Source organism: Aeribacillus sp. JST-2 (assembly GCF_056032925.1).
The window spans coordinates 17,131-34,362 of record NZ_JBVVUU010000009.1; the positions used below are offsets into that span (position 1 = coordinate 17,131).

Genomic DNA, 17,232 nt, shown 5'->3' on the forward strand with positions numbered 1-17,232 from the left:
GTATGGAGCATAGAGCCCAATTCTGATTACAATCAATTTTTTGATCATAGGATAATTGATGATTGCATGAAGCTAAGAAGATGAAGAATATTATAAAAAAAATAGTTTTCTTAATTTTTATAAATTCCCACACCCCCTAGTTATTTTTACAATATATAGTAATTTTACCAAAATTGTAATTTAAATACAATATTTTAAAATTTTATGTAATAAATCTAACTAAGAGGAAATACTATTTTTTCAAGCAATTTGGAAATGAATTGATACATTGGTATTTTCAATATTCAAGTAACCAGCAGAGGTAAAAGTCGTATTTTACGGTTTAAAAAATAAACAAAACAGAAGTATGCAGCTAACTTTCTGTCTCCTAATACACTGTACGTACACGTCGATTTTATCTAAATAGTTCAGTCACTCCATCCTGTCAATCTCTTAAAATTAGAATTTTGCGCTTGAACGTGAAAAAGCCGCCAACATGTTTGACGGCTTTTGTATTATGAATTGAGTTCTTTCAGGCAATAAGAACGCCATCCTCCAAAAGCTGTAATATCCTCCGATTGATTGGCTATATATGCTTCACAAAGAAAGCCCGGCACTTTCTCTCCGTTGATGAGTTCTATTTTTCCTATTCCTAAAGGCTCCGGAATCGATGCGGCAAAAGCACCAAATGAAGCTAATGGCATTTCCCAAATCTCCACTTGAATGGAGGCACCATTGTCGTTTGTTTTGATAAGTCCCGGTTTGGCAGGATCCGTAGGCAGCTTATACAGTCGGTAATTAGGAGCTGTTGTTGCTTCACAAACGAATTTGCCGCCGAATTGATGCATTTCATTTTCGAGCGGAAATCCCCTCATATGCAAACCGCAGACGGCAACAAAAGTCGTATTTTTTTGAGGTTGAAAATTTTCTTTTGGAATCTCTCCTAAAAATTGAGAAGCAAGTCCGAAAACCAATCCTTCCTGCTCTGCCATCGAAAACATCGTTATACCGAAAGGAACATTCGCTTCCGCTTCTCCCGCCGGAATAGCTATTGCGGACAGATCCAAAAGATTACAGTGATTCGTGTATTTCCCCATTTCGCTATTTGTGCGAATTGGATCAAGGCTAACTTGTTCGCGTGTCCAAGTACCGCCGCAAGTAGGCAGAACCAATACTGCATCTTTTAACATTTTTTTCACTTTATGCTTGATTGATTGGATCCTGTGCATTTCCTGAAAAGCTGAAGCTGCCGTATGATCAGGAGCAGCTCCGGAAGAAAGGACTTTTTCTGTAACGGGAAACACATATTCTGCATTTGCTTTCACAAAATCGCCTAAATCCGCCCATCTTTCCGCCACCCAAGGACCTTCATAAAGAAGAGACGCCGCTTCGGAAAACATGTCATAGTCGATAAACTCAATCGGAAGGCGTAAACGTTCCAATTTTTTTATCGTTTTCATCCAAGCATTCCTATATCCTTCACGAAATGGGCCAAAAAATGAGAGCTGTTGTTTCGGCAAACAAATTTTGCTCGGACTTTTCGGCGATATGTTCGGGAAAGAGCGTGACCAAGGATCTGTTTCATCCTCACCGCGTACAATTTGATCGACTTCCAATGCATCCTGCAAATTGTGCGCAAAAACTGTCACACAATCAAGGCTTGCGCAAGCCGGAACTACTCCAGCGGTCGACCAGGCTCCCCTGCTCGGTTTAAATCCGACTAAGCGATTTAAGGCTGCCGGCACTCGTCCGGATCCAGCAGTGTCCGTTCCGAGTGCAAACGCTGCATGGCCGCGTGCAACGGCCACCGCAGATCCAGAACTTGATCCTCCGCTTATCAGTTCTTCTTTTAAGGCATTTTTCGTTTCCCCAAAAGGGCTTCTTGTACCGACAAGTCCTGTAGCGAATTGATCCAAATTTGTTTTTCCTAAAGGGATCGCACCAGCTTCGATTAACCGTTCGACTACTGTTGCGCTTTTTTCTGGTATATAAGCATATTGGGGGCAAGCTGCAGTTGTCGGAACCCCAGCCAAATCAATGTTGTCCTTAATAGCAAATGGAATGCCCCATAATGGCAAGCTTTTCCGATCCAGTGAAGCAAGCCTGTCTAGATAAGGCTGAATTCTTTCCATTGTCGGAGGGGTAATCCATATATTCATATCCTCATCTTGTTTAACTCGATGAATGATTTCAACGACTACTTCTTCGGGAGTTAGTTGATTGTTAAGGTACATCTCTCTCAAACGCGCAATCGTCAAAGGTTGAGGAAAATGTTTGACCGATTTCATTTGAGAACCTCCTCTCGTTCTTTCTGCTTTAAAATGCTGACAATCAATTGTCCTGATTGCACCTCATCCCCTGGTTTCACGTAAACATTTACTATTTGTCCATCGCACGGTGCCAGCTGTGGAAACTCCATCTTCATGCTTTCTTCAATCATCAGAACATCGCCTTTCTTAACTTGCTGTCCAGGAGACACAAGCACTTTCCATACACTTCCAGTCATGGAAGAACGAACAACCTCAGCACCTGGAGGGATATCTTCCTCTTGCCCTTCTTTCATTGGTTCATGCTCTGATATATATTCCGCCAATCCTAGCTGCTTCCACCGTTCTCGCTCTGCTTTAAAAGCTTCCTGCTGCCGCATACGGAATGTTTCGGCACTATCTTTGATCGAATCCAAGAATTTTAAATATTCACCAAGATCAAACGTTGTTTCTGTTATTTCCACTTCAAACCTTCCTCTAAGAAAATCTTCCCGTAATTGCAGCAATTGTTCCGCATCTACTGGGTAAAACTGAATTTGATCGAAAAACCGCAATAGCCAAGGTTTTCCTTGTTCAAAACTCTTCGTTGTCCGGAATTTATTCCACATTTGAATCGTCCGGCCGACAAATTGATAGCCTCCAGGACCTTCCATTCCATATATACATAAATACGAACCGCCAATTCCTACAGCATTTTCAGGCGTCCAAGTCCGGGCAGGGTTATATTTTGTTGTGACTAAACGGTGCCGTGGATCAATTGGAATGGCTACTGGGGCGCCGAGATAGACGTCGCCTAATCCTAAAACAAGATATTTTGCATCAAATACAATTTTCTTTACATCATCAATGCTATTTAAGCCATTTATGCGCCTGATGAACTCTAAATTGCTAGGGCACCACGGAGCATCAGGGCGGACGTTTTTCTGGTAGCGTTCAATGGCCAATTGAGTAGCCGGATCATCCCAGGAAAGAGGCAGCCGGACAATACGCGATGGGACTTTTATCGATTCCAGCGGCGGAAGCTCACGGTCAATTTCTAAAATTTTTTGACAAGCCTCACGAACGGACATTTTCGATGGGTCAATGTGCACTTGCAAAGACCGAATGCCCGGCGTTAAATCAAGGAAAGGGATGTTTCCTTTTTGTTGTATCGCTTGCATTAAAGCATGTACTTGAAAGCGATACAGCAGGTCTAAATCCATTGAACCGTACTCAATCAGCAAATTTTCGTCGCCGCTTGAACGAATCGTAATTGGAATGTTTCGAGATGTTTGTTCTTGAGCCAAAATTGAATCGTCGGCTGTAATTTTTGGATTAATGGCAGGAAGTTGAGAAGGTTGAAATCCGTACAAACTGCCATTTTCAATTTTTTGCAGAAACATTTCTTGTTTTTTTCGAAGTTCCTCCGCTTCTTCCAATGACAACAAATGAAACTTGACGATATCGCCCGGATGCAATTGCCCAATTTTCCAAAACTCAGCTGAAGCCGTCGTAACTGGGCAGACAAATCCTCCTAAACTAGGTCCATCAGGTCCCAGTAAAATCGGCATATCGCCTGTTAGATCAAGCGTTCCCACCGCATAAGCGTTATCATGAATATTTGACGGATGCAAACCTGCATCTCCGCCGTCTTCTCTTGCCCATTTCGGCGCTGGGCCCATTAACCGGACGCCTGTGCGCGAGCTGTTAAAATGCACTTCCCATTCTGTTTCAGTTAATTGCTGCAAATATTCCGGCTGCAAAAATTCGCTTGTACAATGTGGGCCCGGAATGACGCCAATCGTCCATTGATTCGCAATGATCGGTCTATATTCAGTTGGAAGCCCCTTCGTTTTTTTGACAACAGCCCCCCGGTTGACTAAAAGCACATCGCCAGTGCGCAAGGCGCGTCCGCCATGGCCGCCGAATCCGCCGAGCGTAAATGTGGAGGAGCTTCCTAAAACTTCAGGCATGTCAAAACCGCCTGCTACTAATAAATAAGTCCGCATTCCCCTTTTCGCTTCACCAAATGATAATACTTGGTTCTTTTTGGCCAAAACAGGTTCATACATCGGCACGAGCTGATCGTCAAGCTTAGCCTGCATATCGGCGCCTGTAATACAAAACCATATATCATCTCGAAAACGATAAGATCCCCCGCGCAATGTCATTTCAAGACCAGGGGCGCCTTCTCTGTTCCCGAGAAGTTTATTTCCAATCCGGAACGAGAGCGGGTCCATCGGACCGGAAGGCGGCACACCTACGCTCCAATATTTAATGCGTCCGGGCCAATCCTGAACAGTTGTTTGAATTCCTCCGTCCAATACTTCCAGTGCATGTTCTTTAGGTTGAAAATGGTTTAATAAACGGGTGTATACATTTCCTTTTATAAAATCTTTTTCCTTCAATAAAGCTTTCAAATATTGAAGATTGGTTGTAATACCGTACAATTTCGTTTCGTTTAGCGCTTGTATGAGTTTTCCGATCGCCTCTTCCCTATTTTTTCCACGAACAATCACTTTCGCCAGCATTGGATCATAAAGTGTCGTAACCGTGATCCCGTTTCTTACCCACGTTTCCGTTCGCGCTGCCTCAGAAAACTTTGCTTCATCAATCTGACCGGCGCTCGGTCGAAACTCTTGCAAACAATCTTCCGCATAAATACGCGCTTGAATGCTATGCCCTTTCGGCTCTTTAACCAAGGAATGCAATTCATGCAGATCATCTGCTGCTTCACGTATCATCCATTCAACAAGATCGATGCCAAAGACCTCTTCTGTTACACCATGCTCCACTTGAAGTCTTGTATTCACTTCAAGAAAGTAAAAGGAGCTTGTTTCAGGATCATATAAAAACTCAACGGTGCCTGCACTCCGGTATCCAACTTCTTCCGCCAATCGGATGGCGGCTGCGAACATTCCTTTTCTGACTTCCTGGGACAAAAGAGGGGCCGGACTTTCTTCCACAACTTTTTGATTGCGGCGCTGAATAGAGCAGTCTCGTTCGCCTAAAGCTACCACTTCACCAAATCGATTTCCAAAAATTTGAACTTCTATATGGCGTGCTTTAGCGATATATTTCTCCAGGAAAACGCCTTTATTTTTAAAATTTGTTTCAGCAAGACGACGTACAGCCTCAAATGCCGAGCGCAAATGCTGTTCATTTTCGCAAACGCGCATTCCGATGCCTCCGCCTCCTGCCGTGCTTTTTAAAATAATTGGATAACCAATATGTTCAGCTTGTTTTACCGCCTCATCCAAATCGGTGATGAGGTCCGTTCCCGGCAATAAAGGAACATTGGCTTTTTTTGCAATTTCTCTGGCAGAATGCTTTAATCCGAATATCTCCATCTGTTCAGGTGAAGGTCCGATAAACGTAATTCCATTTTGTTCGCACAAGCGGGCAAAATCTGCGTTTTCACTTAAAAATCCATATCCGGGATGAATGGCATCGGCTCCTGACTCAATGGCAGCTTTTATGATTAAATTTCCATTCAAATAGCTGTCTTTGACCGGGCCTTCTCCTATTAAAATAGCTTCATCTGCTTCGTCTACATGTAAACTGTCTTGATCCGCCTTTGTATATATAGCAACCGATAGAATTCCAAGCTTGCGAAGCGTCCGTTCAATCCGGACGGCTATTGCCCCGCGATTGGCAATCAGAATTTTTTTAAACATTTTGTTCTCCCCCCTGACGCATCCGTATCCTAGTTGATTCTGTTTATTTATCCCAAATCAGCACTTGTATTTTTGTTGGATTGTAAGCATTGCAAGGATTGTTTAATTGCGGGCAGTTGCTGATCAGCACCAATGTCCGCCTAAGGGATAATAATTCCACATAACTTCCGGCATAAGAGATTCCATCAGCAAATTCTAAATGACCATCTTCTGTAACCGGAACGTTCATGAAGAAGTTAATATTTGGAGCCAGGTCCCTTTTTGTAAAACGTTCCCCATATTTCGACAACTGCAGCATAAACGTGTCTCGGCAATTGTGCATATGCAATTTATCATGTGCATAGCGGACGGTATTGCTTTGTGCTGAGCAAGCACCGCCTAATGTATCATGGCGCCCGCACGTATCCGCTACAATCTTCAGCAGTTCATTTCCTGATTCCGAACGAAGCACCGAACCCGTTGTTAAGTAAATATTTTTCTGCCCTGTCATGGTGGCTGTTACACTGTAATGATCCTCCGGGTTATCTGCATCGTAAAACAATGTATCTACTGCCTGATTTCCTTCCAAGTCGACAATTCTGAGAACCTGCCCTGGCTTTAGTTCATGCATCCAGCCTTCCCCGGCAGGAATGATTTTGTTATAAATTGCATTCTCTTCCTTTCGAGAACTTTCCACTTTTTTAATATTTTCCATGTTCCTTTCCTCCTCGCATCCTATTTTTATCGCTATTTTCTATAATGTTGAGCTTTAAAGGCATCAGCCCTGGGCTCTCAAACAATTTCCTGCCCGATGTTACAAAAGCGTATAATATTCCCAAGTATTTTCAAATGCCCGGCGGTTTTCAGGACGATAATTTACACAATGATCGTTCAAATCGACAGGCTCTGCCGGAAGCACTTCCATCGCCACCGGAACGGACGGATAATGGGTTCTTGGATCAAGCGGGTTTGGTGTATTGGATAAAATCAGCAAAATATTCATTTCAGTCCTTAATGTCACTGTGTCATTTTTTTTGCAATGATCCAAACAATAGGTAAGGTTGCCTTTGTCATCGGTTTTCACTTTTGAAAACAGATTGACGACAGGAGCCATGTCGCGCAGGCTGAGCCCGTTTCTTACAAGTTCCATGGCAAAGTTCTCTTCTCCGCTTCTGAGCCATTCATTTCTTAATTCTTGATAGCTTGTTTTGCCATATTTTTCATCTGTTCCTTCCCTTGTGGTATAGCCTGAAACAGTATCGTGCCAGCCAAGGCTGTCGCTGGTTATGCTGGCCAATACTCGGCCGTTATCGCTCATCAATACGTTTCCCTTTGTCAAGTGAAATGTGTGCTGGGCTTTTAATGTATCCGGCATGTTATAACGCTCTGAAAGATCATGTGCATGATACATCATAAGCGAAAGATTAGCCCCAGCCTCCAAGGCTGTAAAACGAATAAGCTTTCCTTTTCCAATTTTTCCTGACCATTTTCCTCCAGGTACGATCGTTTTGCTGAAAATTCTAGTCATCCAATATACCTCCTTTGAGACTTTTCTTAATGATCGTTGTAAAAAAATAAAAGCCTAGGGAAATCTCCCAGGCTTTTATCCTTCCGTGTTTATAGAAAGACATCTTTTGATGCTTTCTATACGCTCTCTCTCGGACCAGACCTGCTGCAAGCTCGAGCAGCAGCGGAACCCTAGACAGCTTTTTTGTTCCTATCGATCAGGAACCTTTATGAAATTTTTATTTAAGATTAATATAGAAAGGAGTGCAGCATTGTTCAATGATTTTGTCAGATAATATAACATAAAACTTACAATGAATGAGGGAAATAGATAAAAGCAATGTTAAACATTAAATTCCCCGATCATGTTTCTCAGTTTTTTCGCTACATTTGAGAGATTTTCTGCCGTTGCTGTAAATTCTTCAATTGCAGCCAATTGTTCTTCCGTTGAGGCTGCCACATTTTGTGAATGAGCTGATGATTTTTTGGCGATGTCAGCCAATTGTCCGATAGAAACAGCAACTTGATCAGCACCTGTTGACATTTGCTGGACAGATGAGGAAACCTCTTGTATTTGACATGTTACTTTCTCAACTGATGTTAAAATTTTATGGAAAGCACGCCCAGCATCATCCACAACCCTTTTTCCCTCTTTTAGATCGCTTCTTCCTTTATCGATATTCTCCACGGCTGCAGCAGCAATGGAGAGGACATGCTGAATCATTTCATTTATTTGAACCGCAGATTGTTTTGACTCTTCCGCCAAATTTCGAACTTCTGTTGCTACAACAGCAAAACCCTTGCCTTGTTCCCCTGCACGCGCCGCCTCAATGGCAGCATTTAGAGCCAATAAATTCGTCTGCTCCGCTATGTTTGCCATGACATCTGATATTTTTTTTATCTCATCGGTAAGCTTGCCAAGTTCCTCGATCTTGATAAACGCTTCATCCACCGATTTTTGCAAAAATTCCATCTGCTTTACTGCTTTGACGATTGATTTATTTCCTTCCTCTGCTATTTTCGATGTGGTCAAGGCCGATTCTGCTGCAAAAGAAGATGACGATGCAACTTTTTGAACTTCAGTGGCAATTTTATTCACCGCATGCGAGCTTTCATCCGCCATGTCACCTTGATCTCCGGCTCCGGAAGCAATGTCTTGAACAGCCATCGTGATTTGTTCGGTGCTTTCCGCAAAGTTTCTAGTACCTTCAGAAAGCTCAAATGCTGAAACAGAAACTTCATCTGTCGTTTCCTTTATTTTAATCATCATTTTTTGCAGGTTTTCCAGCATTCTATTAAATACCGTCGCCAGCCTGCCGATTTCATCTTTATTCGTGATATGGATTCTGGCTGTTAAATCTCCTTTATTTCTCGCCAATTCCTCTAATTTATTTGCCATTTGCCCCAATGGCCGGGTGGTGCTTTTAGAAATGAATATTGCAATTAAAATTCCTGCAAGCATTGCTATGATAAATACCGCTGCACCTGCCATGATTTTTTTTCTTATTAATTTTTCATCTTCCTCAATTTTCTTGGTTATCCGTTCTGTCGTGATTTGTTTGAATTCTTCCAGTTTGGAACTAAAAATTGCGCGAATATCGGCATATTCTCCATGAAAAATAGCAAGCGTTTTTTGACGGTCTTTCCCGGCCAATTCCATCATCTGCGTTTCTAAATCAACTAATTTTTGATTGTTTCTATTTAGATCATGAAAAATTTTTTTCGTCCTGGAATCATCCAGCATAGGGGTCACTTCTTGAATATGTTGATCAATTTGCTCAGCAAACTGATTGTACTTTTCCCTTTCGGCCGTATTATCCGGTTCGATAATCACCCCTCTAACCGCATCTGTTAACGCAAGATCTTCAAATTGAATCTGGTGGGCAAGCTGCAATTTTTTCATCTCAGTTTTTGCTAAATTAAAATAAGAATTGGAAATGTCCTGCAAAGTAGAATAAACGATGAGAAAGGCGAGCAGGACAATTAGCAAAACGGTTCCAAAGCCAAGTAGCAGTTTGTTTCGTATCCCCATTATCAACAGCCCTTCCATCCTCCTGTGGAGTTTTTTGCTAACGCTTTAATAAAGAAATGATATGTTTTTTGACAGCCATAAATTTCTCTACATCCACCAGCTCCCCATCTTGAAACAATTGCAAGTCCGCATCAATCTCTTCGAGAATTCTCCCCGGTCTTGCTTCCATAACATAGATTCGCTGGGATAAGAATAAGGCTTCGTCGATGTCGTGCGTTATAAACACAATGGTTGTTTTTTCCTTCTTCCAAATATCCAACAATAATTGCTGCATGGACTGCTTTGTTTGTGCATCAAGCGCTCCAAAAGGTTCATCCATTAATAACACTTCCGGATTATTGGCCAAGGATCTTGCAATAGCCACACGCTGCTTCATGCCGCCGGACAATTCTTTGCCATAGGAATCTGCAAATCTTTCCAGTCCTACCAGCTCTAAATATCGATCGGAAATTTCTTTACGCTCTTTTTGTTTCATTCCTTTTAGCTTGAGACCAAATTCTATGTTTTCTCTTACTGTCAACCATGGAAACAACGTATAAGACTGAAAGACCATCCCCCGTTTCGCACTTGGTCCTTTCACTTCTTCACCGGATACTTGCACACTTCCTGATGTCGGTTCCTCTAAACCTGCCAAAATTCTCAAAATGGTGGACTTGCCGCATCCCGACGGACCAAGAATGGAGACGAATTCTTCATTTTTTACGTACAAAGAAACATTCTTCAGCGCTTCAAAGGAGCCATTATTCGTTTTATATACTTTGGATAAATTTTGAATGTTGATTTCAATTTCCTCTTGCTGAAGTTCTGGTTGAGTTTTGACCGCCTTCAACATTTAATTTCCCCCTTCCGCCCATGGAAATAATTTTTTGTTAACGTAGGCGAAGCACCTGTCTATAATAAGTCCCAACAGCCCGATGACAATGATTCCGACAAAAATGGACTCAGTATCCAAGAAACGCTGTGCTTTCATGATTGAATAGCCAAGACCGTTGTTTGCTGCCACCAGCTCTGCTACAACTAAATACGTCCAAGCCCATCCCATAATCAGCCGCATAGTTGTCATTAATTTCGGAAGCATTGCTGGGATGATGACCTTTGAAATGACTTGCCGGCGATTCGCTCCAAGGGTATAGGAAGCATAGAGCAGGTCTTTATGAATTCGGTTTGTGTCATCTGCCACCATTAAAACAAGCTGAAAAAAGCTGCCGATAAAAATCACTAAAATTTTGGCAGTTTCCCCAATCCCTGCCCAAACCATTATAAGCGGAATAAAAGCGGCTGCCGGCATATACCTGATAAATTCAGAGACGGGCAAAATAACCGATTCTGCAAGCTTAAAAGTACCAGCCAATATTCCGAGCGGAATCCCTAACAGACAAGCCAGCAAAAACCCCATAAAAACTCTGTAGACGCTAATACTAATTTCTCCCCAATACTCCGGACTTGAAAGGGCGGCAAAGAAAGAGGCCACAACAGCTGCGGGAGTCGGAAGAAAAACTTCATCCACGAACTCTAAATTGCTTAGCAAAATCCAAATGAGCAATAACAAGAGAAAAGCGGCCGATACCCCTGTAAAATACCATTTTTTCGGAATATCCTCGCGTATTTTGAATAATGTCCATTGATGCCTTTTTCCTTTTTGAAGCTCCATCCATTTATCCTCCTTACTTTGCCCGTTCAATTTCCGCTTTAATAAATGATGTGTCAACGAAACTGCTAAAATCAGGAATTTCTTTAATAAACCCTAACTCTTTTAAAAATTCAGCATTTTTTTCAGCTGTGTAATAAAAAGATTGATAGTTATCCCCCTCTTTAAAAGCATTCAAGCTTTCTTCAGGAGAAAACAGCTTGAATCCTTTCATTCCTACATCCAGCTCTTCTTTGGAAATTCCCGCCTCGTCCGCTATCAGTTGAATCGATTGATCGTAATTTTGCGAAAGATAGTCAACCGCATCAAACCATGCTGCTACGATTTTTTGGACGTCCTCTTTTCTCTCTTTCGCAACATCTCCTCTTACAACAAATAAGTCGGAAATCAAGCCTGGAAAGTCAGCGGATGTCACCAATTTATGTCCTTTTCCCTTATTCACTGCCATGCTTAAAAAAGGCTCCCACAAACCGGCTGCATCCAATTTTCCAGCTATAAATGAATTCCCCGCATCTTGAACAGATAAGTTTGTAAATTTCACATCGGATTCCTTTAATCCCGCTTCATGTAATGCCGTGAGAAGAAAAAAATGTTCAATCGTTCCTATTTCCGTACCGACTTTCTTCCCTTTTAAGTCTTTAACGGAGCGAATATCATTTGAAGCAACAAGCCCATCGCCGCCAAGTGAATTATCTGTAATAAATACCGCTTTTAAATCAATTCCTTTATCTAACGGGGATATCGAATCAAGCAAAGCCTGGCTGTTTCCATCAATTTCTCCCGTATTTAATGCAGAAAGGGAATCAGCATATACTGGAAACCAAACCAATTCGACATCCACTCCATGTTTTTCGAAAAAACCCTTTTTTTCTACGAGATGCCATAAATACCAGCTCGGCAAAGCACTGAAACCAATCTTAATCGGTTCTTTTTTGCTTTTATTGCCGCCAGAAGTCTCATTTGCAGATTTACTTCCGCAAGCAGCGAGCAGCAAACAAAATATAATTGATAGCGCAAGTAATGGAAGTTTCCTTTTTTTCATGTCATTCACCTCTGTTTTATATTTTTTGTCAGGAATTTCGAGAAAATGAAGATGGCTTTGAAAATAGACAGGGTCAATATATGGTGAATTTTCTGCGGCAGCTGCATCTCCCTCCCTAAATTTTTTATTTTTGGATGAAAAAATAAAAGCCTGAGAGAATCGATCTCCCAGGCTTTTATCCTTCCGTGTATATAGAAGTTGCGATAAAATGCAGCTTCTATACGCTCTCTCTCGGACCAGACTTACCGGCGGTGATATAGCCAGCCAGCAACGGAACCCTAGACAGCTTTTCTTTCCCACCTATTTTTGGGGAACGATATTCACTTGTTCTTCATCCAGAGAAGTGCTGGCTCAAGCTTAGCTTTTCACCTTCTTTTTTGGTTAATAGGGAATGAGAGATCACTTTGAATTTTAGGGGGATCCTGTTTATTCATTTATTTACTATGAATTATAGTATATGTGATGATATCCGCAAGATTCATGTCATATTTTTTGACATTATTTTTTTAAGCAACACTTAATTTTCACATTATTGCGATAACTATTATTACATAAAAAAACGCTTTTTGAATAATTTTTGTCTCACTAATTCATTTGACTTTGCAAATACAGGATAAAACAGGATAAAATAACAGAAGGAAACAGAATCGAAGAGCCGTTAAAGCTCTTGCATTGTAAAGGCATTTTTTCAATAAAAAAGCATCCGCCCGATTAAATGAGCCGATGCTTTTTTCTTGTGCAAAATCATTCCGATTCTTTTGTAAGCGTCAATAAAGGTTCGCCAATCTTGATTTGCGTTTCTTTTGTTTCAATAACATCTTGATATTGATCCGTATTGGTTATAACAACCGGAGTCGCCAAATTGTAGCCTTCCGACTGAATTCCTTGTATATCAAATTCAATCAGAAGCTGTCCTTTCTCTACACGCGCGCCTTGAGTCGTGTGTGCAGTGAAAAATTTTCCTTCCAGTTGAACGGTGTTCATGCCGATATGAATCAAAATTTCCGCCCCTTGATCAGAAGTTATTCCAATTGCATGCTTCGTTGGAAAAAGAGTCGTTACTGTGCCGGATACAGGCGCTACTAATTTTCCTTCCACGGGGTCAATGGCTGCACCTTTACCAAGGGCTCCTGATGCAAAGGCGGCATCCTTGATTTCTGATAACGGCTTTACTTCTCCGGCAAGAGGGCTGGAAATGACTTCTTTTTTCACTGAAAATTCTTTTTCCGCACCAGCCCCAGTTGTTGTCTGTTGAGATTGTCGATCTGCTTCTGCTGCAGATGTTTTGCTGAATCCAAAAAGGAAAGTAAGGATAAAACCAAGAATAAAGGCAACAGTAATGGCAATAATCATGCCCCATAAACCTAACGTAATGCCTTCGGTCGGACTGATAAAGGATGGAATACCAAAAATCCCTAGACCTCCCAGCATATACATTTTTGAGTCAAATACTCCTGTGATTGCTCCGCCAATTGCCGCAGCAATACAGCTGATTATAAACGGTTTTTTGGGCGGAAGTGTGACGCCATAAATCGCCGGCTCGGTAACACCGAAAACTCCGGAAATAAAGGCAGGAACACTAAGCGTTTTCAATTTTTGCTGTTTCGTTTTCACCATGACGGCAAGTACAGCACCTATTTGTGCAAAAGAAGGAGCGAATGCCATCGCTAAAATAGGATCCACTCCCATTGTGCTCATATTGTTGATGGCAATCGATACAAGCCCCCAATGAAGACCGAAAATAACAAATACTTGCCAGAATCCGCCAAGAAGCAACCCAGCGATGATAGGCGATAAATCATAGATGGCAACGGTTCCTTGTCCAAGAAGTTTTCCGGCCCATGTTGCGATTGAACCAATTACCAAAAAAGTTAAAGGAACGACAACAAGCAATGTACAAAAAGGAACTAAAAATGTTTTCACGACATCCGGAATGACTTTTTTAAACCAATTTTCCACCTTTGCTCCAAAATAAGCAGCCAAAATAATCGGAATAACCGACGATGAATATGACATTAAAATGACCGGAATGCCAAGGAACGTTATATAAACAGGCGACTCAAACATCGTGCCTGAAAACAAAGTGTAAAGCGCTTTTCCGCTTGTAAGGTTCGCCAATGTCGGATAAACCAAGGCCGCCCCAATCGCCATCCCGATAAACGTATTGCCGCCAAATTTTTTGCTCGCCGTATAGCCGAGAAAGATCGGGAAGAAGTAAAACAGCGAATCGCCGATTGCATATAAAATTTGATAGGTTCCCGATTTATCCGAAATCCAGCCTATTGAAACGAAAAGTGCAGCAAACCCTTTAATCATCCCTGTTGCAGCTAATACCCCAAGAATTGGCGTAAAAATTCCCGAAATAATGTCAATAAAGCGGTTGAATAAATTTTTATCCTTTTCCCCTGCGTCCGCACCTTCAGGCTTCGCTGCTTCAAAACCTCCGACTGCAACGACCGCCTTATATACATCTGGCACATGGTTGCCGATCACTACTTGATACTGTCCGCCGCTTTTCATAACGGTGACAACGTCATCCATATTTTTTAATACTTCTGTGTTTGCTTTCCCTTCATCCTTTAGTTGAAAGCGCAATCTTGTAATACAGTGGACAACACTGATAACGTTTTCCTTGCCGCCGACATTTTCGATAATGTCTTTGGCCAATTGCTCATATTTCATGATTGACCCTCCCAAAAATATATTATTTATAAAGAAAACCTGAACCAATTTGAACGCGCACGAATAAACCACTGTGTTGTTCAAATCAGTTCAGGTTATGCCCGGATGGTAACATTCCTTCCTGATTTTTACAGTTTCACAAAAACCGTTTCGTTATTGAATTTTACCTTTATTACTCTAAATTTGCGCCATTCGATGAGATGACTTGTTGATACCAATAAAAGCTTTGTTTTCGAATAACGATCGTTTATTATTAAAAGCCGATTATTTGCCTATCCACAAGCATGACCGGATCGGGCTTGTCGGCCGAAATGGGAGCGGCAAAACAACGTTGTTAAAAAAAATCATCGATGAGGAAGAAGGCATAACGCTTTCTCCATCCGTGAAAATCGGCTACTTTAGCCAAAATATTGACATATTAAACACCGAACAATCAATTTTGGAAAATGTCCGCTCGACCTCCAAACAGGATGAAACATTGATCCGAACGGTTCTGGCAAGGCTGCATTTTTTCCGAGATGATGTCTACAAACCTGTAGGCGTTTTAAGCGGCGGAGAACGCGTCAAGGCTGCCTTGGCGAAACTATTTGTCAGTGATATGAACACGTTAATTCTTGACGAACCGACAAACTATCTCGATATTGAAGCTGTCGAAGCATTGGAATCTCTTTTGCAGGAATACGAGGGTACCGTCATTTTTGTTTCACACGACCGCCGTTTCATCGAAAAAATCGCCAACCGCATTTTCAAAATCGAAAACGGGGAAATCAATATATTTGAAGGAACTCATCAAGAATTTATCCATAACAATTCGTCAGAAAACCGCAATACGGCTGAAGACGAACTTTTATTATTGGAAACAAAAACAAAAATATCTGAAATATTGAGCCGCATAAGCACCCAACCTTCAGCCGAACTGGAAAAGGAGTTTCAACGACTTATCGGCAAAAAGCGAAGCCTTGAGCAATTGGTGGAAAAGTGAAACGATTGAAAAACAAAAAACCCTGATTCCAACCATCTTTGTTGGGATCAGGTTTTCATGGCAATAGGAATCATTGAATGCTCTATGAAAAAATCCACCTTTCCAATCTGGCCTTATAATAAAGGGCAACCCTTTTTCACAAGTGCGCATCTTCACAATTTTTCTTTGATATGGAGAATTTGATCGCTATACTTCATCTTATTGCTTCAGTTGATGGTGGCGATGAAACGATCATGTATTCCTGATTTACCTTTCAAAATTTATTGAATATCAACTTTTACAAAGATGGGGTTCTTTTTTGGTGAAACAAACTGTATCAAAAAACAGACGTCCCTTTTAACTGGGACGTCTATTTTTTTATTCATGATTTAATTTTGTTACTTGTACTTGCCTGCGGCCGAAATTGACGGCATCTTGTTTCGTTGGCATATGAATGTCAATCTTATTGCCTTTGATGGCGCCGCCTGTATCTGCCGCTGTATATGTGCCGAACCCTTCAATATAGACTTTACTGCCCAACGGTATGACGCTTGGATCCACGGCTACAACTTTCGAATCTTTTGTCAATTTGGTTCCAGTTGCCGTCGTATTCCCGACTAAAGAATAAGCAGTTGCTTCCATTGTTAGAGATTGACGAGAATCTTCGGGTGCTCCTTTATCTTCCGGTTGTGAAATTTCTTTTGGTGCTACCGCTTTTTCAGCTGGAACCGCATTGTTTTTTGCTGTTGCTGCTTCTGATTCTGCCACAGCATTTCCATTTTCAGGTTTTGAAACTGTGTTATTGCTTGCTGCTGCCTGAAGGTCTTTTGCTTGTTGGTTCACTTCAGGCCGGTCTGCAGCCTCTTTTTTTACTGGTGAAGATGATTGAGAAGCTTGATTGATCTTTTCGGCGCGTACCTCCGTTTTGTTTTGTCCAGCAGAAACTGCCGCTTTCCCAGCTTTTTCAATGACCAATACATCTCCAGCAAAAATTAAATCAGATGTTAAATGATTGGCCGATTTAATCGAAGAAACCGTCACGCCGAACTGGTTGGCGATGCCGCTTAATGTATCTCCTTGTTTAATTTTATATTTTACTTCTTCGTTAACAACCAATTCTTGGTTTGGATATATATTATCAGATGTCAATCCATTCCATTCTTTTAAATCATTAACCGTTACGTTGTTTTCATTAGCAATTTTCCAGAGAGAGTCCCCAGGTTGAACATGATACGTTGCTGCAGAAGCTTGGCCCATAAATGGAACTGAAAAAGCAGCAGCGGTTGCTAGAGCAATCATTGATTTTTTCATTATTTAAAAAACCCCTCCTTTTCGCTAACAGTTTCCATCATAACAACTTTATGTAACAACAACTTTACAGTTCAATTTAATTTACATGACAGCTAAGTTTCAAAGTCAAAATTTTTTGTAATGTTTGCTGGAAAAACTCCTTCCAAAACCTAAGCATAAACTGCCAATA

General features: G+C 41.4%; 10 protein-coding genes, 1 pseudogene and 2 riboswitches. Of the genes and pseudogenes, 1 reads left to right on the forward strand and 10 read right to left on the reverse strand.

The window, feature by feature from the left end; translation table 11 throughout:
- Window positions 1-494: 494 nt before the first annotated feature.
- The 9 genes from atzF to AC0KTX_RS06775 all read right to left on the reverse strand — a co-directional run bounded on the left by atzF (window position 495) and on the right by AC0KTX_RS06775 (window position 14,791).
- The gene (gene atzF / locus AC0KTX_RS06735) at window positions 495-2,267 is read right to left on the reverse strand and encodes an allophanate hydrolase (protein ID WP_474251451.1); all 1,773 of its coding nucleotides are present in this window, start codon (window positions 2,265-2,267) and stop codon (window positions 495-497) included.
- Window positions 2,264-5,902, reverse strand: coding sequence for an urea carboxylase (gene uca / locus AC0KTX_RS06740; protein WP_474251452.1), 3,639 nt, complete (start codon window positions 5,900-5,902; stop codon window positions 2,264-2,266). Before uca ends, atzF begins: the two co-directional genes overlap by 4 nt.
- A gap of 43 nt (window positions 5,903-5,945) precedes the next feature.
- Window positions 5,946-6,596 (reverse strand): urea amidolyase associated protein UAAP2, encoded by a 651-nt coding sequence (locus AC0KTX_RS06745; protein WP_474251453.1) that lies wholly within the window; start codon window positions 6,594-6,596, stop codon window positions 5,946-5,948.
- A gap of 99 nt (window positions 6,597-6,695) precedes the next feature.
- Window positions 6,696-7,409 carry an urea amidolyase associated protein UAAP1 gene (locus AC0KTX_RS06750; RefSeq protein WP_474251454.1) on the reverse strand — a complete coding sequence of 238 codons (714 nt, stop codon included), beginning with the start codon at window positions 7,407-7,409 and terminating at the stop codon, window positions 6,696-6,698.
- A 62-nt stretch (window positions 7,410-7,471) separates the two neighbouring features.
- Window positions 7,472-7,594, reverse strand: a riboswitch (guanidine-I (ykkC/yxkD leader).
- A gap of 136 nt (window positions 7,595-7,730) precedes the next feature.
- A complete protein-coding gene (locus AC0KTX_RS06755) occupies window positions 7,731-9,437 on the reverse strand; it encodes a methyl-accepting chemotaxis protein (RefSeq protein WP_474251455.1) in 1,707 nt (568 codons plus the stop codon).
- A 19-nt stretch (window positions 9,438-9,456) separates the two neighbouring features.
- Window positions 9,457-10,251: an ABC transporter ATP-binding protein gene (locus tag AC0KTX_RS06760; protein ID WP_474251456.1), complete on the reverse strand. Its 795-nt coding sequence runs from the start codon at window positions 10,249-10,251 to the stop codon at window positions 9,457-9,459.
- Entirely contained in the window at window positions 10,252-11,070 is an 819-nt protein-coding gene (locus AC0KTX_RS06765) for an ABC transporter permease (RefSeq protein WP_474251457.1), read from the reverse strand.
- 13 nt (window positions 11,071-11,083) lie between these two features.
- Window positions 11,084-12,109, reverse strand: coding sequence for an ABC transporter substrate-binding protein (locus AC0KTX_RS06770; RefSeq protein WP_474251458.1), 1,026 nt, complete (start codon window positions 12,107-12,109; stop codon window positions 11,084-11,086).
- A gap of 162 nt (window positions 12,110-12,271) precedes the next feature.
- Window positions 12,272-12,402: riboswitch (guanidine-I (ykkC/yxkD leader) on the reverse strand.
- Between the two features lie 451 nt (window positions 12,403-12,853).
- Complete coding sequence (locus tag AC0KTX_RS06775; RefSeq protein ID WP_474251459.1) at window positions 12,854-14,791, reverse strand: beta-glucoside-specific PTS transporter subunit IIABC; 1,938 nt, start codon at window positions 14,789-14,791, stop codon at window positions 12,854-12,856.
- 244 nt (window positions 14,792-15,035) lie between these two features.
- Here AC0KTX_RS06775 and AC0KTX_RS06780 point away from each other — a divergent pair.
- Window positions 15,036-15,773, forward strand: a pseudogene (locus AC0KTX_RS06780) (ATP-binding cassette domain-containing protein); the annotation flags it as partial.
- A gap of 357 nt (window positions 15,774-16,130) precedes the next feature.
- Here the strand turns inward: AC0KTX_RS06780 and AC0KTX_RS06785 are convergent.
- Complete coding sequence (locus AC0KTX_RS06785; RefSeq protein WP_474251460.1) at window positions 16,131-17,063, reverse strand: LysM peptidoglycan-binding domain-containing protein; 933 nt, start codon at window positions 17,061-17,063, stop codon at window positions 16,131-16,133.
- Window positions 17,064-17,232: the final 169 nt, after the last annotated feature.